The organism is Anoxybacillus sp. J5B_2022, assembly GCF_026847645.1.
GTDB lineage: Bacteria > Bacillota > Bacilli > Bacillales > Anoxybacillaceae > Anoxybacteroides.
Genome location: NZ_JAPSMC010000041.1, coordinates 1 through 25,779 on the forward strand (window position 1 = coordinate 1; position 25,779 = coordinate 25,779).

General features: G+C 41.6%; 24 protein-coding genes, 1 other RNA gene and 3 pseudogenes. 18 read left to right on the plus strand and 10 right to left on the minus strand.

Annotated elements, in window-relative coordinates; translation table 11 throughout:
• Nucleotides 1–92: 92 nt before the first annotated feature.
• Complete coding sequence (locus tag M4I42_RS11565; protein ID WP_268852319.1) at nucleotides 93–1,760, minus strand: IS1634 family transposase; 1,668 nt, start codon at nucleotides 1,758–1,760, stop codon at nucleotides 93–95.
• Nucleotides 1,761–2,028: 268 nt separating this feature from the next.
• Between M4I42_RS11565 and M4I42_RS11570 the strand changes: the two genes are divergently transcribed.
• The 3 genes and pseudogenes from M4I42_RS11570 to M4I42_RS11580 form a co-directional block, all read left to right on the plus strand.
• Nucleotides 2,029–2,538 (plus strand): hypothetical protein, encoded by a 510-nt coding sequence (locus M4I42_RS11570; RefSeq protein ID WP_268852320.1) that lies wholly within the window; start codon nucleotides 2,029–2,031, stop codon nucleotides 2,536–2,538.
• Between the two features lie 38 nt (nucleotides 2,539–2,576).
• The gene (locus tag M4I42_RS11575; RefSeq protein ID WP_268852321.1) at nucleotides 2,577–2,783 is read left to right on the plus strand and encodes a hypothetical protein; all 207 of its coding nucleotides are present in this window, start codon (nucleotides 2,577–2,579) and stop codon (nucleotides 2,781–2,783) included.
• Between the two features lie 51 nt (nucleotides 2,784–2,834).
• Nucleotides 2,835–2,939, plus strand: a pseudogene (locus M4I42_RS11580) (hypothetical protein); the annotation flags it as partial.
• Nucleotides 2,940–3,266: 327 nt separating this feature from the next.
• On the opposite strand, the gene M4I42_RS11585 reads toward M4I42_RS11580, so the two are convergent.
• Together M4I42_RS11585 and M4I42_RS11590 are read right to left on the minus strand one after the other, a co-directional pair.
• The gene (locus M4I42_RS11585) at nucleotides 3,267–3,791 is read right to left on the minus strand and encodes a hypothetical protein (RefSeq protein WP_268852322.1); all 525 of its coding nucleotides are present in this window, start codon (nucleotides 3,789–3,791) and stop codon (nucleotides 3,267–3,269) included.
• A 621-nt stretch (nucleotides 3,792–4,412) separates the two neighbouring features.
• Entirely contained in the window at nucleotides 4,413–4,646 is a 234-nt protein-coding gene (locus M4I42_RS11590) for a hypothetical protein (protein ID WP_268852323.1), read from the minus strand.
• A 622-nt stretch (nucleotides 4,647–5,268) separates the two neighbouring features.
• Between M4I42_RS11590 and M4I42_RS11595 the strand changes: the two are divergent.
• Nucleotides 5,269–5,926 (plus strand): annotated as a pseudogene (locus M4I42_RS11595) (hypothetical protein).
• Between the two features lie 465 nt (nucleotides 5,927–6,391).
• Here the strand turns inward: M4I42_RS11595 and M4I42_RS11600 are convergent.
• From M4I42_RS11600 to M4I42_RS17155, 6 genes are all read right to left on the minus strand, one after another.
• The gene (locus tag M4I42_RS11600; RefSeq protein WP_268852324.1) at nucleotides 6,392–6,802 is read right to left on the minus strand and encodes a DUF2750 domain-containing protein; all 411 of its coding nucleotides are present in this window, start codon (nucleotides 6,800–6,802) and stop codon (nucleotides 6,392–6,394) included.
• The gene (locus M4I42_RS11605; protein ID WP_268852340.1) at nucleotides 6,771–7,400 is read right to left on the minus strand and encodes a polymorphic toxin type 8 domain-containing protein; all 630 of its coding nucleotides are present in this window, start codon (nucleotides 7,398–7,400) and stop codon (nucleotides 6,771–6,773) included. Before M4I42_RS11605 ends, M4I42_RS11600 begins: the two co-directional genes overlap by 32 nt.
• 11 nt (nucleotides 7,401–7,411) lie before the next feature.
• Nucleotides 7,412–7,741 carry a DUF4372 domain-containing protein gene (locus M4I42_RS11610; RefSeq protein ID WP_268852325.1) on the minus strand — a complete coding sequence of 110 codons (330 nt, stop codon included), beginning with the start codon at nucleotides 7,739–7,741 and terminating at the stop codon, nucleotides 7,412–7,414.
• Between the two features lie 455 nt (nucleotides 7,742–8,196).
• The gene (locus tag M4I42_RS11615) at nucleotides 8,197–8,322 is read right to left on the minus strand and encodes a hypothetical protein (protein ID WP_268852326.1); all 126 of its coding nucleotides are present in this window, start codon (nucleotides 8,320–8,322) and stop codon (nucleotides 8,197–8,199) included.
• Nucleotides 8,323–8,337: 15 nt separating this feature from the next.
• Nucleotides 8,338–9,006: a hypothetical protein gene (locus tag M4I42_RS11620; RefSeq protein WP_268852327.1), complete on the minus strand. Its 669-nt coding sequence runs from the start codon at nucleotides 9,004–9,006 to the stop codon at nucleotides 8,338–8,340.
• Between the two features lie 297 nt (nucleotides 9,007–9,303).
• Nucleotides 9,304–9,975, minus strand: a complete 672-nt coding sequence (locus M4I42_RS17155; protein WP_442864107.1) for a lysostaphin resistance A-like protein — start codon at nucleotides 9,973–9,975, stop codon at nucleotides 9,304–9,306.
• A 423-nt stretch (nucleotides 9,976–10,398) separates the two neighbouring features.
• Here M4I42_RS17155 and secG point away from each other — a divergent pair, with 423 nt between their 5' ends.
• The 11 genes from secG to M4I42_RS11675 all read left to right on the plus strand — a co-directional run bounded on the left by secG (nucleotide 10,399) and on the right by M4I42_RS11675 (nucleotide 19,775).
• On the plus strand, nucleotides 10,399–10,632 hold the full coding sequence (gene secG, locus M4I42_RS11625) for a preprotein translocase subunit SecG (protein WP_268852328.1): 234 nt from the start codon (nucleotides 10,399–10,401) through the stop codon (nucleotides 10,630–10,632).
• A gap of 66 nt (nucleotides 10,633–10,698) precedes the next feature.
• Entirely contained in the window at nucleotides 10,699–11,439 is a 741-nt protein-coding gene (locus tag M4I42_RS11630) for an alpha/beta hydrolase (protein ID WP_328284612.1), read from the plus strand.
• A 21-nt stretch (nucleotides 11,440–11,460) separates the two neighbouring features.
• Complete coding sequence (gene rnr / locus M4I42_RS11635) at nucleotides 11,461–13,740, plus strand: ribonuclease R (RefSeq protein ID WP_268852330.1); 2,280 nt, start codon at nucleotides 11,461–11,463, stop codon at nucleotides 13,738–13,740.
• Nucleotides 13,741–13,818: 78 nt separating this feature from the next.
• Nucleotides 13,819–14,283, plus strand: coding sequence for an SsrA-binding protein SmpB (smpB, locus tag M4I42_RS11640; RefSeq protein ID WP_268852331.1), 465 nt, complete (start codon nucleotides 13,819–13,821; stop codon nucleotides 14,281–14,283).
• Nucleotides 14,284–14,379: 96 nt separating this feature from the next.
• Nucleotides 14,380–14,732, plus strand: a transfer-messenger RNA (tmRNA) gene (gene ssrA / locus M4I42_RS11645).
• Nucleotides 14,733–15,041: 309 nt separating this feature from the next.
• Entirely contained in the window at nucleotides 15,042–15,974 is a 933-nt protein-coding gene (locus M4I42_RS11650) for an ABC transporter substrate-binding protein (protein WP_268852332.1), read from the plus strand.
• 27 nt (nucleotides 15,975–16,001) lie between these two features.
• The gene (locus tag M4I42_RS11655) at nucleotides 16,002–17,042 is read left to right on the plus strand and encodes a FecCD family ABC transporter permease (protein WP_268852341.1); all 1,041 of its coding nucleotides are present in this window, start codon (nucleotides 16,002–16,004) and stop codon (nucleotides 17,040–17,042) included.
• Complete coding sequence (locus M4I42_RS11660; protein ID WP_268852333.1) at nucleotides 17,029–17,820, plus strand: ABC transporter ATP-binding protein; 792 nt, start codon at nucleotides 17,029–17,031, stop codon at nucleotides 17,818–17,820. Before M4I42_RS11655 ends, M4I42_RS11660 begins: the two co-directional genes overlap by 14 nt.
• 35 nt (nucleotides 17,821–17,855) lie before the next feature.
• A complete protein-coding gene (locus M4I42_RS11665; protein ID WP_268852334.1) occupies nucleotides 17,856–18,365 on the plus strand; it encodes a HugZ family pyridoxamine 5'-phosphate oxidase in 510 nt (169 codons plus the stop codon).
• Between the two features lie 24 nt (nucleotides 18,366–18,389).
• Entirely contained in the window at nucleotides 18,390–19,436 is a 1,047-nt protein-coding gene (locus M4I42_RS11670) for a Surface layer protein (RefSeq protein WP_268852335.1), read from the plus strand.
• A gap of 27 nt (nucleotides 19,437–19,463) precedes the next feature.
• The gene (locus tag M4I42_RS11675; protein ID WP_268852336.1) at nucleotides 19,464–19,775 is read left to right on the plus strand and encodes an antibiotic biosynthesis monooxygenase; all 312 of its coding nucleotides are present in this window, start codon (nucleotides 19,464–19,466) and stop codon (nucleotides 19,773–19,775) included.
• A gap of 83 nt (nucleotides 19,776–19,858) precedes the next feature.
• On the opposite strand, the gene M4I42_RS11680 is transcribed toward M4I42_RS11675, so the two are convergent.
• Nucleotides 19,859–20,944 (minus strand): GGDEF domain-containing protein, encoded by a 1,086-nt coding sequence (locus tag M4I42_RS11680; RefSeq protein ID WP_268852337.1) that lies wholly within the window; start codon nucleotides 20,942–20,944, stop codon nucleotides 19,859–19,861.
• 399 nt (nucleotides 20,945–21,343) lie between these two features.
• On the opposite strand from M4I42_RS11680, the pseudogene M4I42_RS11685 reads away from it, so the two are divergent.
• From M4I42_RS11685 to M4I42_RS11695, 3 genes and pseudogenes are all read left to right on the plus strand, one after another.
• Nucleotides 21,344–22,525 (plus strand): annotated as a pseudogene (locus M4I42_RS11685) (IS701 family transposase).
• A gap of 202 nt (nucleotides 22,526–22,727) precedes the next feature.
• Nucleotides 22,728–24,509 carry a pyruvate kinase gene (locus M4I42_RS11690; RefSeq protein ID WP_268852338.1) on the plus strand — a complete coding sequence of 594 codons (1,782 nt, stop codon included), beginning with the start codon at nucleotides 22,728–22,730 and terminating at the stop codon, nucleotides 24,507–24,509.
• 64 nt (nucleotides 24,510–24,573) lie between these two features.
• A complete protein-coding gene (locus M4I42_RS11695) occupies nucleotides 24,574–25,752 on the plus strand; it encodes an HD-GYP domain-containing protein (RefSeq protein WP_268852339.1) in 1,179 nt (392 codons plus the stop codon).
• Nucleotides 25,753–25,779: the final 27 nt, after the last annotated feature.

Below are 25,779 nucleotides of genomic sequence, written 5' to 3' on the forward strand. Positions count from 1 at the left end.
CCCGAGTTCGACAGTGACTAGGCAAACAAAATGCCTCTAATCCCTTGATACCAAAGGGCTCAGAGGCATTTGGGCATACTTCAGGCGTGTATCTAGGTGCGAGGATGGATGCCTAGAATCTTCGGAGGAGGCTCCAGCCCTAGAGCCGCAAAGAATTGAGCCTGTTTGGTCGTCAGTTCGGTTCGTTGATAAAGGTCGCCGTTTTTTGAAGAAAAATGTCCAAGCATGAGACGTTCGCATTCGTCCCTTACTTTCGGCCACGATTCATGGGTTCGGATCTCCACGATCCGAACTAGCAAGAGAGCGAGCCAACTGAGCAGCACGTGCGCCCGAATGCGGTCTTCCAAGCGATGATACATAGGTCGCAATTCCAATGTGGACTTCAATGTTCGAAAGGCCTGCTCGATATCCACCAACTGCTTATATCCAAGCGCGACATCTTCGGCAGACAAGGTGTCGTCGGATGTCCGGATGAGATATTTGCCGTCGTACTTTTCCGCGTCACGAACCGCCTGCTTGTCGATGCGAAGGGTTCCGTCCTTCAACTGGCGCAAGTATTTTCCGTAGGACGTATGGGAACGCAACCGGCAGGTAGCCTTATGATGGGCTTCGTTTGGGAGTTGGCGAAGCCCTTCTAACTCCTCTTTCAACGATTCGAGCAGCTTTTCTCGCTCCTTGCGTTGGCGCTCGGCTTCGCTGGGATTGTACACGAGAACATAGCGCTGACGCGCTTCTCCGTCTCCTACGGTGATTTCCTTGATATGCAAGTTCTCTCGGACTTGTTGGTAGCGCCCGCGACGGCTCAACGCCTCTTCGACGGAAGCTTTCCCGGATCGCATTTTTTCGCCGACAATGTAATGTCCTCCTGCCTGTTGTAAGGTTCGTAAGTTTTCTTCAGAGGAAAATCCGCGATCCATGACACGGATGACACGACCGAGCTTCCAGCCGATGAGATCGTGTTTGACTTGTTTGATGACCGTCATGTCCATCGTATTGCCTGGCCATACCCAAGCGCGAATCGGGACTCCTTCCCGAGTGACGGCCAGCCCAATGACGATTTGGACAAGATCGGGTCGCTTGTCTTTGGAAAATCCCTGCTTTCGAAGGGATTCCTCTTCCGGTGTTTCGGACGGATCGACTTCGAAATAAGACGAAGTCGTATCAAAATAAAGCAAATCGACTTCCAGATTCAATAAGTCAGCTACCACATGGAACACTTGACGTTCCAAGTCCGATTGCACGATCAGCAGTTCCTCCATCGCTCGGTACAGCTGATGGCTGGCGACCTCGGGAAGATGGGGAATATACACGTCCTTCTCCACCCACTCCTCCATCGCTAACTTGCTGGATGGATGAAGCGCACGATTCGCCACCATGGCAAAAATGAGCCGTTCCAGCGAGATGTGATGATGTCGGGAGGCAAACAAGGTGTTCAGAATCTCCCCCAATCGCAGTTGGCTCCAGAGCTGATCCAAGAGCCAAACGCCGCCGAGGTGTTTGCATGACTGGAATTGAAAGTCATCGGCAGTTTCTCCTGCCAACTTTTCGACTTCCCAAGCTTGCTCGGGCGAAAGGAATCGCGAAATGCTTTTGGCCAGACGCTCCAAGACGGCGCGATCCACCTCATCTTCGCGCCCAAACGAATAAATCACCTTCGCTTTCGCATATTTGGCCTTCGGATCCCATTCGTTGTGAGCAAGCTGGAGATAAGCAACGGTTGTTCCATCTTTGTTTTTGCGTGTTACTCGTCGTATGTACATGCCTATATTATAACGTATACATGTTCTTTTTAAAAGAAAAAAATTAATAAATCGTGTGCCTATGAAATTCGGCGTTTTTTTCTAGGATCCGCATCACGAAATCCTTGATATAACAGCATTTTGGTCATTTCCATTTGCCTAAAATGGCCTCAAAACTGTCGAACTCGGGAAGAAGTATGTCGAAGAAAACATATAGACAAACAAAAATGAATGCCACTATAATTGGATTGTAAAAAATGGATTAGGAGAGGAGGTTTAAATATTCAAAATGAGAAATAAAATATTTATTGTAACTTTGGCAGGAGTTTTTGGTTTTTCGTCTGTTTTTATGACAGGTGTCAATTCAGTAAGTGCAGCTTCTAATAATACACCTATTGTACAAAAAGAAACATCCACCACTACGTCTTCAACAATTACACCAACTACTCAAAATGCACAAATTACTCAACAAGAAGCACAGCCTTATGGGATAAAAGGATTCCTAGTTAAACAAGCAATTAAAATTATTAAAGTTGCTATTGATAAAGGCGGAGACGTTTTAAACTACATACTGAAATGGTTTGATGAGGATACGGCAAAATACTTTAAGAATAATAAAAACAAAGTCGTAAAAGCATTAGATGATCTAGAAAATTGGGTTGATGATGCAAGTGATTTAGCTCAAAGCACAATTAAAACTAAACTAAATTCTTTATTAATGGCAGCAGGAGTACCGGGGACATATTCATTACCTATTGCTGACGCTATTGCAAGAACGATTACTTGGTTAATCCTTTAATTTTTATATTTTATCAAAACTGATATGAGGAGATAATGATGAGAAAAATTTATGAATACTTATCAATTGAAGAAAAAAAGGAAGTAGTTGGAAAACTAAAACAAGATCTAAGAAAATTAGAACAAGAGATATCTCAAAATAAAAGCTCTTTTTCAAGTTTTATATGTGAAATACTGTACAGTACACGTGATAAATGGAAATTAGAAATTGAGGAACTAGAACATGAAATAAAAAATAAAATGTAAACTTAACAAATAAGACTTCTCTTGTATGTATGAGTAAAATGTTTGCGAAGCACAGGCCGCGTGGCGAAATACAACCAATTGCTTCGCATCGAAGACCAATTGGGAGATACAGCGGTATACGAAGGAATGAAAACATTCTACAACTTGAAGAAGTAAGGAAATAAGGATGCCTTCCAATGAGGGCATCCTTCATTTCAAGTTTTTTCTCTTCTTTTGGACATATTGTAGTACAATTGCGATAAATATGAGTAAAAGTAGCACATCAATAACCCAATCGAGGGAGTATGTTTTTAAAAAATCCTTTGCGGTACTTTTTATGACTAATAATAAAATACTAACGATTAACCCTATCATAACACCGCTTATGGTAGTAAGTATTGTTTTTGTTTTATTCATGATCACATCCCTGCCACTGAACACCACTTTCATAAAAATGAGTTTAATACGGAATGATGCTTGACTCTCAAGACAAGCTACCGTTAATTAATAACTATCTTCAAACAAGCAATGAAATACGGTTACATTTTCTTCCTTAAGTTCTAAGGAAATGTTAGGAACCTCTATATCCAATATATTTTTTTCTAAAACTCGTACACCTTTACTGTCTAATAGATTAAAAACATCTTTACTGATTTGCTCCGTCTCTTTATCAAATGGCTCATACTGCTCTCGCATTCCAACATTTCCATCAACATATTCGTATCTAACGTATTTTATTGCTGCAAATGGGGCAATTGCTGAAATATACACTAGTAATCCATTTAAATAGGTATGCTGACTAATATACTCTATGAATTCATCTGTACTTACCTCCGGATGAGTAGAAGACGTAATATATAATGTGAAGCATTTCGAATAATTAAAATCTGTTAAATTCTCTACATGCAACTCCTTCACTTCTTGAGTCATCTTATTAAACCAAATATTTTTGTCAACATAATTCATTAAAATATATCCAAAATCTCCGTTGTATAATTGCTCGATTGTTTGTAATATATTTTTTACCATAATTATCACCATTAAGTATTCATATACAAAAGGAGCAGAAATGAGACTCTTCACCAAAAGTTGTACTTGATTTTTTAATAAAAGCGGGCTTGATACTTGTTTATACATAATTGTAAATGAAAGTTAAGTAAACAATAAGCGGTTTCCCTCGCTTCACAACATCATTTGTTTGTCAAGTACATTTTGTGGTGGTGAACCAGAAATGACATGAAACGTCTTAAAATGACAAATGATCACGACTTCGGAAACAAGAACGAAAAATCAAAGATGTTTCTCGTCGCGTTCGGATTACCGCCGTTCGTCTCGTCATAGAAATACTCTCGAAAAAAATGTCGCGAAAATGGAGCAAGCATTCCTTAAACGTGACGAAAGAGATGCCTTTCATTTGATCTTTTTGCCACCGTATTCGTCTCATTTGAATCCGATTGAGCAGTTGGAAGTAGCTGAAAGATGACGTCATTGCCAACGTCTTGCATAAGGATTGGAACGGCACTGCCCAGTCCATAACTCGTTTTGAACCGTATGTCTTAGCACCAAGATGAAGTGTTGCACGGCATCGGGTGTGCTGCATGAACCAGAGGTTAAGATGTGAATTTAGATGTATATAGTACCATGGGTATCTTAAATCCTTTCACCTAATGTTGGTGATATTTTTCCTATAACATTAGAATCTATCCCATGTACTGTCAATTGAGATTCTATCAAATCAAGTACATCAAAATATGCGAAATTTGAGCCCAATCTGAAAGATTTGTCCTCGGCGGATTCATCAGTAGGTGCTGTTAATGTCTCATTGTACTTTTCTTGAATAAGTGTAATCAAATCCTCCAAAAAAATCATTAATTGTTCATCCATGTTCATCTACTCCTTAGAATACCTTCAAGAATTTCTTTTTGCTCCAATTGTCTCTGAATGGCAGAAGACCATTTTTTGAGTTCATCACCACAACATGTACTTGACGAGTGATACGTTTTCCTAAACAAGAATGTGAAAACAATCATTGATTTGCTGATTCTTCCTCACAAGCGTCAGTACAGCGTTTCATAAAAAATCAAGTACAACTTGTGGTGAAGAGCCATTTTTTGTTGATTAATGCTTCCTGTTGCCTAGGGTCTAATTTTCTAAAATTAGGTATCCGGCGTGTTGATTAACCATTAAAAACCAGTTGACATCGCTCTATTCCTAGCTTTTCTGCCGTAGTCGGCAAGCGGTTCGCTTGCCGACTGGGAGTATTGGCATGCTCTTCTCGAACAATGAACGCTTTGCGGGCAAATTACATTTGCCCGCCGGCGTTCTTGTTCGAGGGAAGAGGCAGAAAAGCTTGTGTTCAGCCACATGATTCTGTGTTTTTAGTAAAATAATGGATAATCAACACTCGTGCCTGAATCCGTGACAAAACATCTTTACAATGGATGCAAACCGTTGATACGATAAGGGAAAACGACGTTGACGACTCTTCATCAAGTAGGTGAATGTGATGAAAGATTTCCCGATTCGGTTTGTATTGACAGATGAAGCGATTACTCCAAGTGCTGGGCTTGCTCTCGTTGGCTACTTACTCCATCGAACGAAACTGGATAAACGAGTAAACGCCCTTCGGCTCCCAACGGTTCGTCGAGATGTGCACATTTCCCATAGCGACGTCATTCGCTCGATGATCGGCTTGCTTGCCACAGGAAAAACGGATTTTGATCATATCGAAGCGTATCGTCATGACCATATCTTTTCGACATCGATGGGGATTCAGCACGTGCCTTCCTCCCCAACATTGCGACAGCGACTCGTTGTATCATGATCATGCGACATGCGAACCGTTTCATAGCGAACTCAAGAGCGACTTAGATTTAGAGCGGCTCCCGTCTGGGAAGATGAAAACGAATGCGCTCGTTTTGGTCATGGGGGCCTTCGTTTACAATCTTCTTCGCCTGATTGGACAAGATCTATTAAGTGATCCGAAACATCCGTTGCATCACAAAGTGAAACGCCGCCGCATCAAGACGATCATTCAGACGGTGATCACGATGGCAGGGCGACTCGTTCGCCGATCGCGGCAACTGTGGATGAAGTTGACGCGAAGGAGTGGCTATAGCGAGTCCCTACTGAACATGTACATCAAATGGGGAGAAGGAGGATAACGAACGATTGTTCGTATACCGATGTCCAACGCCACCCCTGTGCTTTTTTGTCTATTTTTTGGTTCGTATACCCAAAAAAGAGATTTGTTTCATTTCCGAAAATAAAGATGACATAGGTCGTAAGCATAAAAAGGGTTTTATGGATGAAACATCCGTCAAAACAGCAACAAAATCAATGTCGATGTCAATCCATCACGGATTCAGGTAATAGTAAAATGTTAATAATTAACCCTATCATAACTGTTTATTGCAAAATAAAAATGCAGAGGTTTGTAGAGAGTTTGGCTTAAGGCAACTTTACAAGGAGTAGGGGGAGCGATAGGCTTTTTAAGCATAACCGCCCCTTGATATCGCTGGCTTTCGGGCTTTTTAACCACATCCCAAAAGACCTTCATGTCAAGTTGTAATTCTCTGCACTTTTCGAAGTGTTCGAAAGCCATATAGCCAGTCAAGATTGTTGAAATATCAGTACTTTTCTAATTCAGTCTCCAAGTCTCTAAGTAGAGTATCCACTTCTAATACAGCTGAATCATTGTTATTCCAAAATATAGATAATTTATAACCATCCTTTTTTATGCCGGGCAACCAGTCATTAATAAATTCATCTAGTCCAATGCTTTTCGGTGTATAATCGGACCACTCCTCAATGGAACAAAGTTCTGCAAATTCTTTTTTTGGCCAAAACGGCATTAACATTTTCCCTGTATCGTCTTGAGATATTGCCCAACCGTCATGATACAGCCCCCAAACCTCTTCGAAGTCAACAACTTTCTTGATAAAGTACTCATATCTTTTATTAGCAGGTAGTTTTATAACAGCTTCAAGTTCCTTGTTAATCATCCCATCACTCTCCATTATTTTTCTTCTTTTTTCCATAACCATCATGCTTATGCTGAGTTCTATGATTCTTAATCATTTGTAAGTCGCTGTGCTCATAACCATATCCGTTTCTTGCTTCATAGCCCCTTCTATGGGCAAGTTCATACCCTTGGGGTACTCTTATATTTTTCCTCTTTCCTGCCGCTATTTCATTCATATCACGTTTAATCTCGCCACGCAATGCTGATGAAACTTTATCATCATTTGCTATCTCTTTAAGTCTTGCTTGCTTTCCTGACCTACCAGAGTTTTTGGTGACAGATTGGTTAACATTCTCCGTTCTCTTACCTCTCCCACCAGAAACTCCATCACTTCGACTCATTTGCTGATACAATTCTTTTACGCTTTTCGAAAAACCTGTTCCTCCTGCTGCGGTAAGCCCTGCCCCATGAGCTACCCCCACAGCGGCAATTGCCGTGGCAGGCGTTCCAATGACTGCTCCTACTCCTGTGGCGTTCAACACCACCCCGCCTGTACCAATGGCAACGGAACCTGTCGTTTCCATGACGCCAGCGATTGTTGCCACGGCATGTCCAAATGCTTGCCCTGCTTTGTACGCCGTAGGATGCTTATTATCATTTGAACGCTTTTGCATGATGTTCAACGTCATATCCGATAACGCTGCATCGCCTGCACGAGATGACGGAAAATCGTCTCGAATAACGATGGAGAGAGATGCTTTAACTTCCTTGATAGTTGTGACGTACTAATGGCATCAAACTCCAGTTCCGTGTGAAGCTCTTTCGTGTCTTTTACGTGTTTCGCCATCGCTGTCAAGCTGTCGATTTCGTTGATTTGCGCAAAAATCAACAATTGTAAAAAACGATACGCAGACAGCTTTTTGATGTATTTATCTACGTCGAAGATAGGGATTAGTTTCGAAAAAACACGCCCATCGAGCTCTTTCCAAAGCGCTTGAAATGTGGTACAATTCATGAAAAGACATCCGTGTAATTAGGTGTTTTGTGGAACAGAAACATTCCTAATTATAAGGAGTTTTTTTATTTGTTGCATCCTTTTTTGTCTTCCGCTACTTGACAAAACAAAAATCTTTTTATGCAAAGCTAATGATGTGAAATACTGTATAGTACACGTGATAAATGGAATTTGGAAATTGAGGAACTAGAACATGAAATAAAATGTCAACTAGACAAATGAGTGTTTCTCATAGTCAACAAGTTAAGAAAGCAGGAACATTCGTCACAGTCCTAGCTTCTGAAAGTAGTAAAGCCTTGGGTCGGGTAGTTCCAAGGCTTCACTGAAAGACATGAAGCTGTTTTTGATAACACCAGTGGAAACTCGATTTGCTTCGTCATAAAAGAGCTCAATGGAATCGGGTACATGTCTCCTGTTGTTAATGAATTTACTTGTTTACAATGTCTACAGTATAGTTATTTCTGTTTTAATACTCTAAATACAAGAATACCAACTAAAACGATAATGGCTACAGTTACCGAAACAATTGTTATAGGTAACCAGTCAGTTATAAAAGATGAATAAGTTGTCGTTTCAGCCATAGATACCCCCCGCCTTTAATAGAGATGTTGGAAAGAAACTCTAACTGTCGCTCCATTTGATTTTAGATCTATAAGTTTTATAGAACTTACAATGGTATGGTAGGAATTAAAAACACCTGATCCACCTATTCCAATAGCTGCATATTTATAATCACCTTGTGCATTAATATCATAGCCCTCTTTATATGCTGTACTGTCTGTTATTTGTGCTGATCCATCAACAGTATTTGGGAACCAAGCAGATGTTCCTGCAACAGAAGCATATGTTGCAGTCAAACCTTTTGTAGTAACTTTAAAACCAGTTTTTAGAACTAATTTTGTGTCAGGGTAAAGTACATGGCGAATGTAAACTGTTGCACTATAAAATGTACTAGTATTATAAAAATAAAAATAATCAGCAGCTAGCGGAACTACATCTAATGGTTCACCTTCAATATTTATAGATTGTTCCACAATTACGTATCCGTTATCAGGTAACTCTATTTTCTTCGAAAAAGTTGTTTCCTCATTAGTATCTATTGTAACACTTTCCGTAGCTTCATTTATTGCATTTATAATTTCTTCATTTAAGTCATTTACATAACTTTCAAGGACGGTTGGATCTGTTTTGTTAACTAAATCTTGATAAACATCTTCGTTTTGAATTTGATTCGGATTGCTGTTGATTGCCTTAATTTCTTGCACTAATTCTTGTTTAGAATCAATTTGAGTTTCTGGTGAAGAGCTATCAATTTGAGAATTAATATGTTCTGCTAAACTATGGTTTGGTAATAATAGAATTAATAATGCGGTTAACCAAACTATATAAGTTGAAATTTTGTTTTACATCCAGCGGATCACTTCACCACGTTATATCATATCGGTTTGTATTTAGATGAAAACGGAAACGAAAAATCGGAAATTCTTTATTGCAACTTATATAATTTTATCTTCTTCCATTTAAACATCTTTTCTACTCCTCTCGAATTTGCAAGTCTTTTGCTAATTAAAAGTAATTAAAATTGCAAAATAATTATGGAAAGAGTGCAAAATAATTACTGACCATAATGAATTAGTTTTATGAAATACAAAACCAAATATTAAACTTAAAACAACAACATAAACGGGCGTCCAAGACATAAGAATATGTACAATGTTTCCGCTACTTACCCATTGTGGAAAATGGATCAGTAAGAACAAGCAGGACGTAAATAAATTTGCACACCAAAAAGAACACCATTTTTTTAAAACTTGGAGGGTGAGTCCTCTAAACACAATTTCCTCCGATAAAGCAGACAATAAAATAGTATTTATCCAAATATACCAAGGAAGGGGATACGATAATTTTCTGTAAACGATGTCGTAATGGGAAAGAATCAATAATAAGCTAAGCAGAATGGATAGTAAAAACCCTGTAAATATATTTTTTAGAATTTTGTCTTTAAGCTTCATAAATTTGAATACAGAAGACTTTAAAAAGACACGTATATAAACGAAGACGGGAACTATCCACAATAATATTATTAATATTGTGTTTAGAATTTCGAGTGTTGAACCGTACTGACGTATTTTTGTTATTAAAAGGAAATATTTACAAAAATTAATTAACAATAAAAGTAATAAAAATATTATAAAAAAACATTTACTTTCCTTTGGTGTGAATTCTGTTTGCATTTTTTTGTTGCCTCACTATCTAATAAACTGTAGCTGAGTAATTATCGTTGAAATAATTACCATATAAAACACCCATGAGGAAGTTTTTCTCGCCCCCCAAGCATGAAAATAACCGTTCATGAACCATTTATCTTCACAGAATTAAAATTTTAGATTTTTTAAGGACTCAAAAAATGGTTTCTGTTCATTTGTATCACCCCTCTCTTCATTCGAATTGTAAAACAAAATCGGGGGGGGGGGGCAACGAGATTTTTTCGACAAATTTTGCGATCTTGCTGTGGCTTTTTATTATTTGTCTGTTGTTTTTGAAAAATCAGCATGACTAAAGTTTCATCCCGTATCTTTTCGTCCGTTGTACAAATGGATGATATTATGTTAAAATATAGCTATTGTGATTGATGTGCGTGGGTGGAGGTGTTGGACATGCATGCGTTGCTTGTCACGTTATTAGTGATTGTATCGATTGCGATGATTGTTGTAGTGTTGTTGCAATCCGGCCGAAGCGCAGGGCTTTCGGGCGCGATTACAGGCGGTGCTGAACAATTGTTCGGCAAGCAAAAAGCGCGCGGGTTAGATGCTGTACTGCATCGAATTACCGTTGTTTTAGCTGTATTATTTTTCGTATTAGCGATTGCGGTGACGTATTTCCAATTGTAAAATATGGGGAAAGGGCGGTCCATTCGAAAAGGGCTGCCTTTTCTGTTGGGAAGAAAGGAGACATGAGTGATGAAGATGATTCCCCCACAACCGTTTACGTTTGAAGCTGGTGAGCGGGCGGTGTTACTGCTACATGGATTTACCGGAAATTCGGCGGATGTGCGGATGCTTGGGCGTTTTTTACAATCAAAAGGATATACGTGCCACGCTCCAATTTATAAAGGACATGGCGTGCCGCCAGAGGAGCTCGTTCATACCGGCCCGGAAGACTGGTGGCAAGATGTGATGAACGCTTACGAATATTTAAAACAAAACCATGAAAAAATCGCTGTTGTTGGCTTATCGCTTGGCGGTGTGTTTTCATTGAAACTTGGCTATACTGTTCCTGTTGTCGGCATCGTGCCGATGTGTGCGCCGATGTATATTAAAAGCGAACAGACGATGTATGAAGGAGTTTTAGCGTACGCTCGCGAATATAAAAAGCGAGAAGGAAAAGATGAGGAACAAATCGAGCGGGAAATGGCGGAGTTTGCAAAAACGCCGATGACAACGCTAAAAGCGTTGCAACAGCTCATCGCTGATGTACGAGATCATTTAGATTTCGTTTATGCGCCTGTTTTTGTTGTACAAGCGCGTCATGATGACATGATTAACCCAGATAGTGCAAATATTATTTATAACGGCGTGGAGTCTCCAGTGAAACAAATGAAGTGGTATGAGGAATCAGGACACGTCATTACGCTTGATAAAGAAAAAGAAAAGCTTCATGACGACATTTACACGTTTTTGGAGTCATTAGATTGGTAATCCTCGAAAGGAGGAAGAAAAATGAAAGAAAAATTATTAGCGTTTATGCGCGACGAAGCGTATAAACCGCTTACGGTCCAAGAATTAGAAGAAGCGTTTCATATTACAGACGCAGCCGAATTTAAAGAACTTGTCAAAACACTTGTCGCGTTAGAAGAAGAAGGACTGATTGTTCGGACGAGAAGCAATCGGTATGGACTGCCGGAGAAAATGAACTTAATTCGCGGCAAAGTAACAGGGCATGCGAAAGGGTTTGCGTTTGTCATTCCAGAAGATCCGACGCTTGATGACATTTTCATTCCGCCGTCGGAATTGAAGAATGCGATGCATGGTGATACGGTGCTTGTACGTATTAACGCGTACCCGACAGGCGCCCGCAAAGAAGGAACGATCGTCCGCATTATTGAGCGCGGCGTAACGGAAATCGTCGGAACATATACGGAAAGCAAAAACTTCGGTTTTGTTATTCCAGACGATAAAAAAATCGTCAACGACATTTTTATTCCAAAACATGCCGCAAACGGTGCGGTCGAAGGGCATAAAGTTGTCGTTCGTTTAACGACGTATCCAGAAGGACGGATTAGTGCCGAAGGAGAAGTCATTAAAATTTTAGGGCATAAAAACGACCCTGGGGTTGATATTTTATCGATTATCCATAAACATGGATTGCCGTTGCAATTTCCGGAAGACGTCATTGCCCATGCGAACAGCATTCCGGACACGATTTCTGAAGAAGATTTGCAAGGACGGCGTGATTTGCGCAATGAAATGATTGTCACGATCGATGGTGAAGACGCAAAAGATTTAGACGATGCCGTAACAGTGACGAAATTAGCAAACGGAAACTATAAGCTTGGCGTTCATATTGCCGATGTCAGCCATTATGTGACGGAAGGGTCGCCAATTGATCGCGAAGCATACGAACGCGGAACGAGCGTTTATTTAGTCGACCGCGTCATTCCGATGATTCCGCACCGGTTATCAAACGGTATTTGCTCGCTCAACCCGAAAGTCGATCGGTTAACGTTATCGTGCGAAATGGAAATTAACGATCGTGGCGAAGTGGTCAGTCATGAAATTTTCCAAAGCGTCATTCGCACGACCGAACGAATGACGTATTCCGATGTCAACCGCATTCTCGTTGATCACGATGAGGCACTACGAGAAAAATATGCCCCGCTTGTGCCGATGTTTGAGGTAATGGCAGAGTTAGCCGATATTTTACGCAACAAACGCATGAAGCGTGGTGCCATTGATTTTGACTTTAAAGAAGCGAAAGTACTCGTTGATGAAAATGGAAAACCGTATGACGTCGTGTTGCGTGAACGTTCTGTTGCCGAACGATTAATTGAAGAGTTTATGCTAGCAGCGAACGAAACGATTGCAGAACATTTCCATTGGATGAACGTGCCGTTTATTTATCGTGTGCATGAAGACCCAAAACCGGAAAAATTACAGCGGTTTTTAGAATTTATTACGAACTTCGGCTATATTGTCAAAGGAACGGGAAATCAAATTCACCCGCGCGCCTTGCAAGAAGTGCTAGAGGCGGTACGTGGTGAGCCGGAAGAAATGGTCGTATCGACTGTTATGCTTCGGTCGATGAAACAAGCTCGTTACGACGCCGAAAGCCTCGGGCACTACGGATTATCAACCGAATTTTATACACATTTCACGTCGCCGATTCGTCGCTATCCAGACTTAATCGTCCATCGCCTTATTCGCACATACTTAATTAACGGACAAATCGATGAACAAACGCAACAAAAATGGGCGGAAAAGCTTCCAGAAATTGCGGAACATACGTCGAATATGGAACGCCGTGCGGTCGAGGCAGAGCGCGAGACAGATGACTTGAAGAAAACCGAATTTATGGAAGATAAAATCGGCATGGAATTTGACGGCATTATTAGTTCGGTGACGAATTTCGGGCTGTTTGTTGAACTGCCAAATACGGTCGAAGGGCTCGTGCACGTTAGCTATTTAACGGACGATTACTATCATTACGATGAACAGCATTACGCGATGATCGGTGAGCGAACGGGGAAAGTATATCGCATCGGTGACGAAATTACGGTGCGCGTCATTAACGTCAATAAAGAGGAACGCATCGTCGACTTTGAAATTGTTGGCATGAAAGGACGGAGAAACAAACAGCCAAAAGCGGCGCCTGTCGTTATTGAAGGAAAGCGGAAAAAGAAAAAAAGCGACGAAAAAGGGGCAGCGAAAAAAGAGAAAAAAAAGCAAAAGTTTTACGAAGATATTCCAAAAATGAAAAAGAAGAAAAAGAAAAAACGATAAGGAAAGCCTCCACCGATGAGGCTTTTCCTTTCCTCTCATTTTTGTTAAAATATTGCTTGTCGGAAGGGAGGGAAACGTATGCCAAAAGGGGAAGGGAAAGTCATTGCCCAAAATAAAAAAGCGCATCATGATTATTTTATCGAAGAAACGTACGAAGCTGGTCTCGTTCTCCAAGGTACGGAAATTAAGTCGATTCGCGCAGGCAAAGTGAACTTAAAAGATTCATTTGCGAAAGTGGAAAAAGGTGAAGTGTTTTTACATAATATGCATATTAGTCCGTACGAACAAGGCAACCGTTACAACCACGATCCGTTGCGGACGCGCAAATTATTGCTTCATCGCCGCGAAATTAGCAAGCTCATCGGCTATACAAAAGAACAAGGCTATACGCTCGTGCCGCTCAAGCTATACATTAAAGACGGTTTTGCGAAATTGTTGCTAGGAGTCGGAAAAGGGAAGAAAAAGTACGACAAGCGCGAAGATATGAAAAAGAAAGAAGCGCAGCGTGAAGTCGAACGCGCTTTCCGCGAACGGCAGAAATAAACCCAGTATGTTACAATTGCAAAGCACATGAAATGTGATATAATAAAAAGCGTCAGCCAGTTGTAGAAGCTTAAGCTATTTCGTACGTTTCTTTACGGGGACGTTACGGATTCGACAGGGGTAGATCGAGCTTAAGCTGCGGGCCGAGGGGATCGTCCTCGTCAAAACGTCACTTAAAGATAACTGGCAAAGAAAACTACGCTTTAGCTGCTTAATTAATGCGGCTAGCTCCTACCGCCATCGCCCATGTGGCGGCCTAGGGGTTCATAACAAGTGGGCTACGCCCAAGTCCGCCGTCTGAGGACGAGGGAAGAGATGAATCAGACTAGCTGCTCGGAGGCCTGTCGGTAGGCGGAAGAAGCGGCGAAAGTAAAATATACCGACTACGCTCGTAGACGCTTAAGTGGCGATATCTCTGGACGTGGGTTCGACTCCCACCGTCTCCATATGTATTGAATGAAAACGCTAGGTGACTAATCCTAGCGTTTTTTGTTTTTAAAAGGTAAGAAAGGATAAAGTTTTGCGATTAGGTAAGAAGCTGTCTAGCTCTAGAAATCATCGGTGTGATGCGCTTTGCTCTTTCTGATGGCGACTGAACTTTCTCTGTGGGGTTTGTGCGCTCTTCACCAATAGGCGGGCGCTTCGCGTATTCTTATTTTATCACTGAATGGTAAAAAAATAATTGACAAGGATTCTCATTATCATTTATCATTTTTAACGTAAATGATAATGAGAATCATTAGGAAGGAGATGTGGGCATGCAAAAATTATTCTCATGGGTATTATCACTATGCTTGTTGGTTGGCTTATTTGCGTTTTCTAGCGTTCCAACCGAAGCAGCTGGAAAAGGGCTTACAGTAAAAGATTTAGCAGGGAGGACGGTGACATTTGATAAAACACCTAAGCGAGTTGTCGTCCTAAGCCCTGGGGATTTAAACACACTTCAAGCATTAGGGGTAACGATTGTTGGGAGACCGACCTCTATGGCTCCTGTCGACTCAAACTTGAAAGATATTCCACAAGTAGGGAATATCCATCAGCCAAATTTCGAAAAAATTGTGAGTGTTAAACCGGATGTTGTCATCGCGGGTACAGCTTTCCAAGCACATATTGAAAAAGCGCAATCATTGGGATTGAAAGTCATTATCACATCTGGAAGTTCAATTGATGATATTAAATCCTCAATTTCTTTGTTAGGGAAATTGTTTGATAAAGCACAGAAAGCGAAAGTATTAATTGGAAAAATTGATAGCAAAGTAAAAAAATATAGCAAAGTGAAAACAAAAGTACGTGCCGTCATTTTGTTTGGCTCTGGTTCAAGTTCATTAGTAGCGTTGCCAACTTCTTTTTCTGGGGATGTATTGAAGAAAGCTGGCGGTGAAAATATTGCTGCGAGTTTTTCGCAAATTAAAGATTTTCCTGGGTATGCAAATTTAAGCACGGAACGGATTATTACAAGCAATCCGGATGTTATTTTCATTATTACGCATGCTAATCCAGCAGAAACAAAAAAAGCAATGATTAAACTCATGTCTACAAGTTCTTGGCGGAACTTGAAAGCGGTAAAAAATAAAAGCGTTGTCTTTTTGCCAAGCGAATTATTCGCAGCAAGTCCTGGAGCGAAAATCGGGGATGCATTAGATTACATGAATAAAGAATTATTAAAAGTAAAAGCAAAGCTAAATAAATAAGTAAGAGGGGTTCAAAAGATGGCGGAAATGCCTCTTAACAAACAACATGCTATAGTGGCGGAAAAAGAACATCCTTATAAAAAAAGGAGAATAGGTACGTTCGTTTTTTTACTCGTCGCGATTGTACTTATTTCTTTATATTCTATCATTACTGGTAGTGTGAAACTAAGTCTTCAGGAAGTGTGGGAAGGATTATCAGGAGCAAAAGATTCCATGCTCCATACGATTGTATGGGATTTGCGCCTGCCGCGGACGATAGTCGGAATCATAGTGGGGATGTGTTTAGCTGTTTCTGGAACGATTATGCAAGGAGTAATGAAAAACCCACTGGCAGATCCAGGAATCATCGGTGTGTCTTCAGGCGCTGCTTTAATGGCGGTCATTATTACGATTTTGTTGCCAAAATATATTTTGCTATTACCGATCGCTGCATTTATCGGTGGTTTTTTGACTGCGATGCTGATTTATGCGCTGGCATGGCAAGGGGGAGCTTCTGTTGAGCGAATTATTTTAGTCGGAGTAGCCGTCAATGCCGTCATCGGCGCCAGCATGAGTGCGATTATGCTGCTTTATAGCGACCGAGTGCAAGCAGTGCTCCCATGGATGGCAGGGGTTATTGACGGTGCAACAATGGATCAAGCGAAATTATTATTAATCTATGGGATTCCAGCGTTAATTTTATCTCTTTTTGCGATTAAACATATTCGGATTCTCCATTTAGGGGATGACGTGGCCAAATTATTAGGTCATCATGTAGAACGATCGCGCTTTTTCTTAATTGTAGTCAGCACATTGTTAGCTGGTATTGCCGTGAGTGTGTCTGGATTAATAGGGTTCATAGGGCTTGTGATTCCCCATATATTGCGAATGATTGTTGGCCATGATGATCGTTTTGTTTTGCCACTGTCTGCGTTAGGCGGCGGAATGTTTCTTGTGTTGGCAGATACGATTGCCCGTAGCTGGTTTGACCCGATTGAACTGCCAGTTGGCTTATTGCTTTCTTTTCTAGGCGGGCCATTCTTTTTATATATTCTCCACAAGAGGGGGAAAGTACGTGCTTTTAGTTAGTGATCTTTCCTATAGGCACTCAGAGTCTTTTGCTCTTGAAGAAATCCATTTGGAAATTAAAAAAGGGGAAATTGTTAGTTTGATTGGTCCGAATGGTTCTGGCAAATCGACGCTACTTCGCATCATCTCTCATCTTCTCCAACCGATGGTCGGGATGGTTTTATTAGACGGCAAGGAAATCCAAACGCTAGGTCGAAAAGCTCTCGCTCAAAAGTTAGCGATGCTTCCGCAAATTCAAAACCATACAATCGACATTACGGTAAGAGAATTAGTGGAGTTTGGAAGAAACCCTCATAAAAGGTGGTTTCAATCGCTAGATGGCGAAGACGAGCGAATCATTCAATGGGCGCTAGAAGTAACAAATTTACAAGCGTATGAGTATCGATTTTTACAGTCGTTATCGGGTGGAGAGCGACAAAGAGCGTGGATTGCAATGGCGATTGCCCAGCGGCCGGACATATTGTTGCTGGACGAACCGACGACTTACTTAGACATTGCCCATCAATTAGAAGTAATGGAACTTGTTCGAATGTTAAATGAACAATTCGGGATGACGATTGTGATGGTGCTTCACGATATTAATCAAGCAGCTCAATACAGCGATAGGATTGTCGCTCTAAAAGATGGGCATATTCGTTACGATGGCGATACGAAAAAAGTTATTTGCAAAGCAATGTTTCAAGAAATTTTTGATATTGATGTGGAAATTTATTATGACAGGCATAAACCTTTTTTCGTCCCAATTAGAAAAAAACAAGATTTCGTTGTTTCTTCATAGGGGAAAAAGAGGAATTATGTACGAGGAGGACAACTATGCAAAAACAGCCTAACCTCGAATGCAAAAGGGAGCGATATATGCAATTTTTGAATCAATGTAAAACGATGGTTATTAGTACAGTGGATGAAAACGGCGACCCATTTATTAGCTATGCTCCTTTTGTGATTCATGAAGGCCACTTCTATATCTTTATTAGCAAAATTTCAGAGCATTTTCGCTATATCGAAGACAATAGCCATATTTCGGTGATGATGCTTGCGGATGAAAAAGAATCTCCTAATCTATTTGCAAGAGAGCGTGTTCGCTTTACATGCACTTCTGAATGTGTCGGAAACGATGGGCAAGATGCCATTTTTGCGAAATTCGAACATATTTACGGTTCTGCGCTAATGAGATTGTTGCGAACGATTGATATGTATTTATTTAAACTTACCCCTATAGCAGGGCGTTATGTGGTGGGATTTGGCGAAGCGTTTGAGGTTAATATGCAAGGAACGCAGTTTACGCATGTTGTTGTCGAGCCCCGAAGTGGCGGAAAAATATAAGAGTGAAGGGAGAATCGCTACTTTATGAACTGGAAAAGAGGAATGAAGCTGGCAATGTTGTGTCTAATGGTTTTCGCTGTTTTGCTTTCTGTGCAACCGACTGAAGCAGCAACAAATGTAGCAAGAGTCGTCAATGATGCAAAAAGGCAAATGCAAACAGCCTATACAACGTATGTTAATGCAGTGGCGAAAACAGGAAAACTTCCAAGTAAGTCGGCCGTTATGGCTGAATATAGTAAAGCGAATACGCTTTATACGAACGCTAAAAAAGTAGTCAAAAAATCCGGTGGGAAAATGAAAGCGAAATATTTAAAAGAGCTGGACTATGCTTATAAAGTATATATTATAGAACGCGTCGTTCCATATATGAATGCTTACAACGCGTGGGAATCATCCGAAAAAGCGAAAACAGCAGTACAAGAAGCGATCGCAAATGAAGATATAGATGCGTTGCAAAGCGCTTATGAGAAGCTAGGTGGTTACTTAACAGAGAAACAGGTAAAGTTGTATAGCAACGTATATGGCTCACACGTTCGAAAAGTTTTTTTACAACAATTGAATAGCAATAAAACGCTATATAGCCAATATGCGAACGATGTTTTAGTGAATAAGCAATTGTCTCAAGCTACAGGTGCATTAGAGGAAGGGAAACTAGCAGAGGCGAAAAAAGCGTTAGATATCATTCGTCCGCTATTGAATAAACTTTCTAATGTGTTTAAAACGGATTTGACGAAAGAATATAACGATTTACTAGAAGTATACAATGAATTAATTGCTCCGCCAGTGGCAGGATTAGATTTTGTCGAAGCAAACAATGGAACGATTACGTTATACTTTGATATTCCTGTTGCCTCTCTTCGTGTTGATGATATAAAAATTACGATGACAATTAACGGTGGCACGGAAACAGAAGTAACCCCGTTAAATGTTGCGTTGAGCGAGGATAAAATAGTCGCTACTATTACTGTTCCGTTAGTAACATCAGCTGCTGAAGACCAGTCTATCGTGTACGCTGTTGCATATAAAGGACAAAAAATCAGCGCAGATGCGTTTACTGTAGTTAAGCAATAACCTAACATCTGAAATGGAGGGATAACTGTGTATGTAGTAACAAATGCGATTCGCGTAAAAAAAGGATATGCTGCGCAACTAGTCGAGCGGTTTAAAGAAAGGAAAGGCATTGAACAATCACCGGGGTTTATTCGTTTAGAATTACTCGTAACAGAGGGGCTTGAAGACCATGACGAAGTGCGTGTGTGCACTACATGGGAAAATAAAGATTCTTTTATTGCTTGGACGAAAAGCGAGGCGTTTCGCAAAGCGCATGAACAAAGAGATCGAGATCGCCTTGATTTTGTGCTTGGAAACGAGATGTTCTCATACAAAGTAGCCCTCTCTGTCGAAGCATAAACTAGTGAAATGATAAGTGGTATCATTTTTTTCTATTAACATAAAGGAACTACCGCTTGGTTTGGTGAAGTGGTTAGTTCCTTTTATTTGAGTTGATCAGCAACTTCTCCCCACACCACTTTATTTCTCCCCGTTTGTTTAGCGATGTATAAGTATTGATCCGCTTGTTCGATTGCTTTTTCGATGCGGTTGCTGCAGTTGAATGGAGCGACGCCAATCGATACGGTGATGGGAGGGAGCGGCTGGCCGTCAATCGTAAAAAAAGTGCGCCGTTCAATCGCGGTTCGCAAGCGATTGAGCAGCTCCACTGCTTCTGCCTCTTTTTCTACCGAAAGACAAGCAATAAACTCTTCTCCGCCATACCGCCCAGCGACCATGCGGTCTGGGGCGAACGTTCGAATCATTTGCGCCAGCGTTTTCAACACTTCATCCCCATTTTGGTGTCCGTACGTATCGTTCACATGTTTAAAAAAGTCGACATCAATCATTGCAAGATACCGAGGTGTCCGCTGCTCGTTCACGACTTCCACAAATTTTCGCATATTGTATAAATGCGTGAGCGGGTCATGGTCGGCATAGAAACGTAATTTTTGGACTAATTGAACGTGGTGAATGGCTAATCGAACGAAAAAGAACAATAACGCTGCCCCAAGATGAAACGAAAAAAAGCGGATTGGTGCGATTTGTTTAAACGCTTCCCATCCCTCAGGGACAAGAAAAACGATCGGTAAATCGGATAAAAGCCAAAAAGCAGAAAACGCCAAAAACATATGCGCATACGAAAAACGTTTGATGGCGCTCAAACGATGAAAAAATAGCGCTAAACTAGTCGGTAAGACAAGCCCAAACACAATGCCTGGCACAACGCCGCTTCCTCCTAACGCCCAGCGCCAGCCAGAAGCAATCACTAGCGCAGGAATCGCATAGCTAGGTCCTTGCAGCAATGCCAAAAACGCAACAGGAATCGTGCGCAAATCAAAGCGATAGTCGCCGAGGAAAATTGGTGTATAAAACATCGCGACTGTGCCGAACGATACAAATAAAATATGAAGCCATTTTACTCTTTTGGGAGTAAGAAAAGCCCAGTCGCTTCTTCGAAAATAAATCGTTTGAATACACAAATGAACGAGCAGTAAGATGCAAATATTAGATAAGACAGATTGAACCATGGCGCCTCACTTCCACGTAGTTAAAAATAATATTTCATTAAAAAAATTATAAAAAAAATGATACTAAAAAGATAGAGTGTTTCTTCAACTATTGCCAATGTCAACAACATGTTCTTTACTCATTTTCTGTATTTACGGAAGATAGAGAGAAAGCCCCTGCCTTTAGGCATGGGGGTGAATCGCTTTTTTTTCTGTGAAAATAACGGATCCATGAGCGGTTATTTTCATGCGTGGGTGGTGAGCCAAACTTGCTCATGGATGTTTTTTTGAATTAATTTATTACTGTAGATGAGCAAATTCGCTAACATAAATTTACAACCAAACAAAAAAGAAGACATGAACCCGATTCCTTGGTTAGAATAGATGTGCCAAAACCATTCACAAGGAGGTTCATGTCTCATGAATAGATTAGCACATCACCAAGGAATCCACAAGTTTTTGACGATGTTGGGGTTGGCACTTTATTTTTCAAAACCTGTCCTGAAGCATCTCGTTCATATCGTCGATGCGATGATCACAAAGGGCTTTTGGGGAACATTGACCGATCTTCATCATGGGAGCTTTCATCCGAACCACCGCACGACACTGAGCCATTTTTTCACGAAAAGCCCTTGGGAGGAAGAGGCGCTGCTTCATAAACTCCAGCAGTGGATGCTTCGTCGTGTTGAACGCATCGCCAAACAGGAGAATCAACCCCTGTTTGTTTCGATCGATGATACGATTTGCCAAAAAACCAAGCCTTCGTCACGGGCAACGCACGCCATTCAAGGGTGTGATTGGCACTATTCTCACACAGAGAAAAAGTCGATCTGGGACCATTCTCTCGTTTGGCTCATGGTTCATACGATGCCCCAAGTTTTCCCTTTGCGTTCCGCCTCTACGACAAGGCGACTGGGAAAAGCAAGGGGGAACTCGCGATCGAGATGCTTTCTTCTTTGGATGTACGCCGTCCCGTTTATGTGCTGATGGATTCGTGGTATCCATCGAAAGCGCTCGTGGAAGCTTGTCTGAAAAAAGGATTTCACGTCATCGCGATGCTCAAGACGAACCGAATTCTCTACCCGAAAGGCATTGCCATCCAAGCGAAGCAGTTTGCCCACTACATCGAACCGAAAGACACTCACCTCGTCACGGTGGGAGAAGAACGTTATCGCGTCTATCGTTACCAAGGAGCGCTCAACGGTCTCGATCATGCGGTGGTGCTGCTCGCTTGGGCATCCGATCAACCAATGACACCCGAACATCTTCACTGCGTCTTGAGCACCGATCGAGAACTAAAGCGACGAAGACATCTTGCGCTACTATGCCGAGCGTTGGTCGATCGAATGTTTTTTCCGTCAAGCGAAAGACCAACTGAAACTCGATGGATACCGCGTTCGCGGGCGTCGGGCGGTGAAACGGTATTGGATCTTAGTGCAACTTGCGTATGTGTACAGCATGTTCGAGTCGAACAGTGATGTTTCGGATGGGCTCGATCTCCTGCGCAAGAGAAAAGGACATAGCCTCGTGGAGTTCATTTACCGTGCAGCAAAACAAAATATTCCCATTGATACCGTGAAAAAACAGCTTCATGTGGCATAAGGGGTACCCTGTTTGTCTCTTTTTAAGTGGTAATTATTGTAACAAAAATTGCTCAACTACAGTAAAAAAAATAATACGGAAAAGATAGAGTGTTTCCTAAAATATTGACACTGTCAACAAACTGACATTTACTCATTTTCTTTATTTACGAAGAATATATATAACCATCTTTTTTCTACTTCACGAACTGGGGTGAAGAATAGTGGACGGGTTCGATAATCAGCTAAAAGAAACGTTAACTTACACATATGAAGCAATCCTCGAGCGCACGATGAACAAAAGCAAGCAATTTCCGCTTGCCTGTGAAGCAAGCCGTGACAACTTACTCGCTTATTTATACGCAAAAGAGACGATTTCCGAATCGCTCGTCCGCGCATTAGAAGAAAAAGGGTTGTCGCTTTTTGGATACGAGTCGCACGTGCTTTCGCGCCTAGCGCTTTTATTGCAGTGGATGCACGCTTCACCGACGGTAGCGAATACCATCACCCATCGCCAAGCGGAGCAGTTGCTCGAGGAGCGGGCAACCATTGCGCTAGGTAATGCACGGGACGGAAGGTGCACACGTATTATGGTGACATTAGATGAACAAATCGTTCACGAACAGGAAAAAATGGAAGAACTACTGCTGCGTGGCATGGACATTGCCCGCATTAATTGCGCGTACTATACCCCCGCTGTCTGGACAAAAATGATTGACTGCGTTCGCCAAGCGGAAGAACGGCTGCGGCAACACGGGTATGGAGAAAAGCGTTGCCGCATTTATATGGATTTACCCGGCCCGAAAATTCGTGTAAAACGACTAGTTGGTGAAGAACATCCGCTGAAACTGGCAGTCAAAAAAACAGAAGCACCGCTCACCGGTCTTCTCTCCATCGGTAAGCCGCCACAGGTGGATGACCGACGGTTAGCGTTCGTTATCGAAGCAACTGCAAAAGAAGAAATCGTGTTGACAGTTGGAGACAACTTGTCATTCCAAGATATGCGTGGGCGGCGCAGAGTGCTACAAGTCGTCGAAACAATTAGTCCAACGTGTGCAAAAGTAATGTTGAAGAAAAGCGCTTATTTACAAGCACAGACTGTTCTCACTCATTTTTGTCATCGTCTATTTGTGCGTTCGGTGATGCCAATCCCAATGAAAATTCCTGTTCAACAAGGAACTTCGCTCAAAATTTATTTCAAAGAAACTCACTTAGACGCCGCGCCTGCTGATGCGGTAAAAATGACGACGACGTTGCCGAAAGCGTTTCGTAACGTCCGCGTCGGACACCGGCTGTATATCGATGACGGGAAAATTTTTGCGATAATTCAACAAGTGACAGACAAGTACGTGGAAGCGAAAGTGGTTTCGACTGGAAAAAAACAACGAATGTTAAAAGAAGGAGCAGGCGTTAATCTTCCTGATTCTTTCCTTCACTTAAATGTATCTTCCATGCCGGATGAAGATCGAAAGTACATCCCATTTATTTGCCAACATGCCGATATGATCGGGCTCTCGTTCGTCCATACCCCAAAAGATGTGGCGAACATTCACGACTTGCTAATAGAGTACGGCGCGCCGCATATCACGGTCGTCGCAAAAATCGAAACGCGCGCTGCCTTGCATAACTTAGCTCGCATTTTATTGGAAGGGCTGAAGCTGTCCTCATTCGCCGTCATGATTGCGAGAGGCGACTTGGCGATTGAAGTAGGATTTGAACATATGTCGATTGTCCAGCAAGAAATTTTAGCAATGTGCCGTGCCGCGCATATTCCTGTCATTTGGGCGACACAAGTGCTAGAGAGCTTAGCGAAAAAAGGGCTGCCGGCGCGTGCGGAAATTTCCGATGTATCGTTAGGACAAACGGCTCAATGCATTATGCTCAACAAAGGAACTTATATTTTAGAAGCGGTCGAAATGCTTTCACACATTCTTGAAAAAGAAGAAGCGTACGAACAAAGGCAACAAGCGATTGTGCGCTATATGACCCAACAAGGGATGACGTAGTTTTCTTTCAAGCGTCCATCCGCTATAATAAATGGCAAATGGGTTGTTGAAGGGGCTAACGGATATGGACGCTGTATACCAAGTAAAAACAGTACGTGAGTTGCGCATGAACGATATCGTATTACATCCGATTTATCGGCCGGACGGATTGTTGTTTGTCCGCAAATACAAGCGGATGACAGAATCTGTTATCGGGCATTTGCGTAAACATTTTCCTGCGGACTATCCGCTGCTTGTTGTAGAATCGGAAGAGAAATTACAGCCATTTCACCAGTGGAAAGAAGAACATGGGGAAGAAGCTTACGAACAATTTCGCCATCTTTTGACGATTCATCAGCGATATACTAATCTTCCGCTTTCGATGGAAATGTACGATGAACAGCTTGCCAAACGAGCACGTGTCACCGATGAAAAGCAAGACCGTTTCTTCCAAGCGATTCACCCAAACGTATTTATGCCGATGTGGAACGTGTGTATCCAAACATTTGATTCGCCGCGTATGCTAAAACGAATGAAACAGCTCAATGAGCAACTAAACCGTGTAATTGCCAGCGATGAAACGATTTTATCGCTTTTCCAGCGAATGTACCAATACCACGACGTACTTGCCGTTCATAGCGTCAATACGATGTGTCTTTCCGTTATGATTGGTACGGCGCTCGAATTAAGCGATGAAGAGCTGCTTGATTTAGCATTGGCGACGCTGTTTGCCGATATCGGGTTTACAGGAGTGCCAAAAGAGCAGTTTATTCATTATTTAAATAGCGGTAAACGCGATGAAGAGCTAATCAAAGATCATTTGCGCTTAGCGGTGGAAATGATTGCGGCTTCCCCGCACTGCCGACGAAAAAACATTATTTTCGGTATTCTCGACCATCATGAAGAGTATGCCGGCACAGGGCTTCCGAGCCAAAAACAAAAAGAACACATTCACTTATTTGGCCGCATTATTGCGCTTGCGCAGCTTTACGATGAGTTAGTAGGCGGTTATGTAAAAGAAGAGAGCCGACTATCGTTTGAAGCGGTCGAAGAAGTGTGGAAGCAAAGCGGCAAAAAAATCGACCCGAACATTTTGCGCATTTTTATCGACAAATCGCGCGTCTATAAAGTCGGCGAATGGATTCAGCTGCCAAACCATGAACTGGCGGAAGTCATTGGTTTTAAAGATTACGTGCATTTTCCGCTCCATCCGATCGTCAAAAAACGCAATGGCGATATTTATGACTTATCGACTCGATTATAAAAACGCTCCGTTGGGGGCGTTTTTTTA

What these genes read in the sequence shown, in the direction of transcription:
- M4I42_RS11670 (WP_268852335.1), top strand. Translation starts at nt 18,390, where the DNA reads ATGAACTGGAAAAGAGGAATGAAGCTGGCAATGTTGTGTCTAATGGTT.
- M4I42_RS11615 (WP_268852326.1), bottom strand. Translation starts at nt 8,322, where the DNA reads ATGGCTGAAACGACAACTTATTCATCTTTTATAACTGACTGGTTACCT.
- rnr (WP_268852330.1), top strand. Translation starts at nt 11,461, where the DNA reads ATGAAAGAAAAATTATTAGCGTTTATGCGCGACGAAGCGTATAAACCG.
- M4I42_RS11655 (WP_268852341.1), top strand. Translation starts at nt 16,002, where the DNA reads ATGCCTCTTAACAAACAACATGCTATAGTGGCGGAAAAAGAACATCCT.
- smpB (WP_268852331.1), top strand. Translation starts at nt 13,819, where the DNA reads ATGCCAAAAGGGGAAGGGAAAGTCATTGCCCAAAATAAAAAAGCGCAT.
- M4I42_RS11565 (WP_268852319.1), bottom strand. Translation starts at nt 1,760, where the DNA reads ATGTACATACGACGAGTAACACGCAAAAACAAAGATGGAACAACCGTT.
- M4I42_RS11680 (WP_268852337.1), bottom strand. Translation starts at nt 20,944, where the DNA reads ATGGTTCAATCTGTCTTATCTAATATTTGCATCTTACTGCTCGTTCAT.
- M4I42_RS11695 (WP_268852339.1), top strand. Translation starts at nt 24,574, where the DNA reads ATGGACGCTGTATACCAAGTAAAAACAGTACGTGAGTTGCGCATGAAC.
- M4I42_RS11600 (WP_268852324.1), bottom strand. Translation starts at nt 6,802, where the DNA reads ATGGAAAAAAGAAGAAAAATAATGGAGAGTGATGGGATGATTAACAAG.
- M4I42_RS11665 (WP_268852334.1), top strand. Translation starts at nt 17,856, where the DNA reads ATGCAAAAACAGCCTAACCTCGAATGCAAAAGGGAGCGATATATGCAA.
- M4I42_RS11570 (WP_268852320.1), top strand. Translation starts at nt 2,029, where the DNA reads ATGAGAAATAAAATATTTATTGTAACTTTGGCAGGAGTTTTTGGTTTT.
- M4I42_RS11590 (WP_268852323.1), bottom strand. Translation starts at nt 4,646, where the DNA reads ATGGATGAACAATTAATGATTTTTTTGGAGGATTTGATTACACTTATT.
- M4I42_RS11610 (WP_268852325.1), bottom strand. Translation starts at nt 7,741, where the DNA reads ATGAATTGTACCACATTTCAAGCGCTTTGGAAAGAGCTCGATGGGCGT.
- M4I42_RS11605 (WP_268852340.1), bottom strand. Translation starts at nt 7,400, where the DNA reads ATGCAAAAGCGTTCAAATGATAATAAGCATCCTACGGCGTACAAAGCA.
- M4I42_RS11650 (WP_268852332.1), top strand. Translation starts at nt 15,042, where the DNA reads ATGCAAAAATTATTCTCATGGGTATTATCACTATGCTTGTTGGTTGGC.
- M4I42_RS11585 (WP_268852322.1), bottom strand. Translation starts at nt 3,791, where the DNA reads ATGGTAAAAAATATATTACAAACAATCGAGCAATTATACAACGGAGAT.
- M4I42_RS11575 (WP_268852321.1), top strand. Translation starts at nt 2,577, where the DNA reads ATGAGAAAAATTTATGAATACTTATCAATTGAAGAAAAAAAGGAAGTA.
- M4I42_RS17155 (WP_442864107.1), bottom strand. Translation starts at nt 9,975, where the DNA reads ATGCAAACAGAATTCACACCAAAGGAAAGTAAATGTTTTTTTATAATA.
- secG (WP_268852328.1), top strand. Translation starts at nt 10,399, where the DNA reads ATGCATGCGTTGCTTGTCACGTTATTAGTGATTGTATCGATTGCGATG.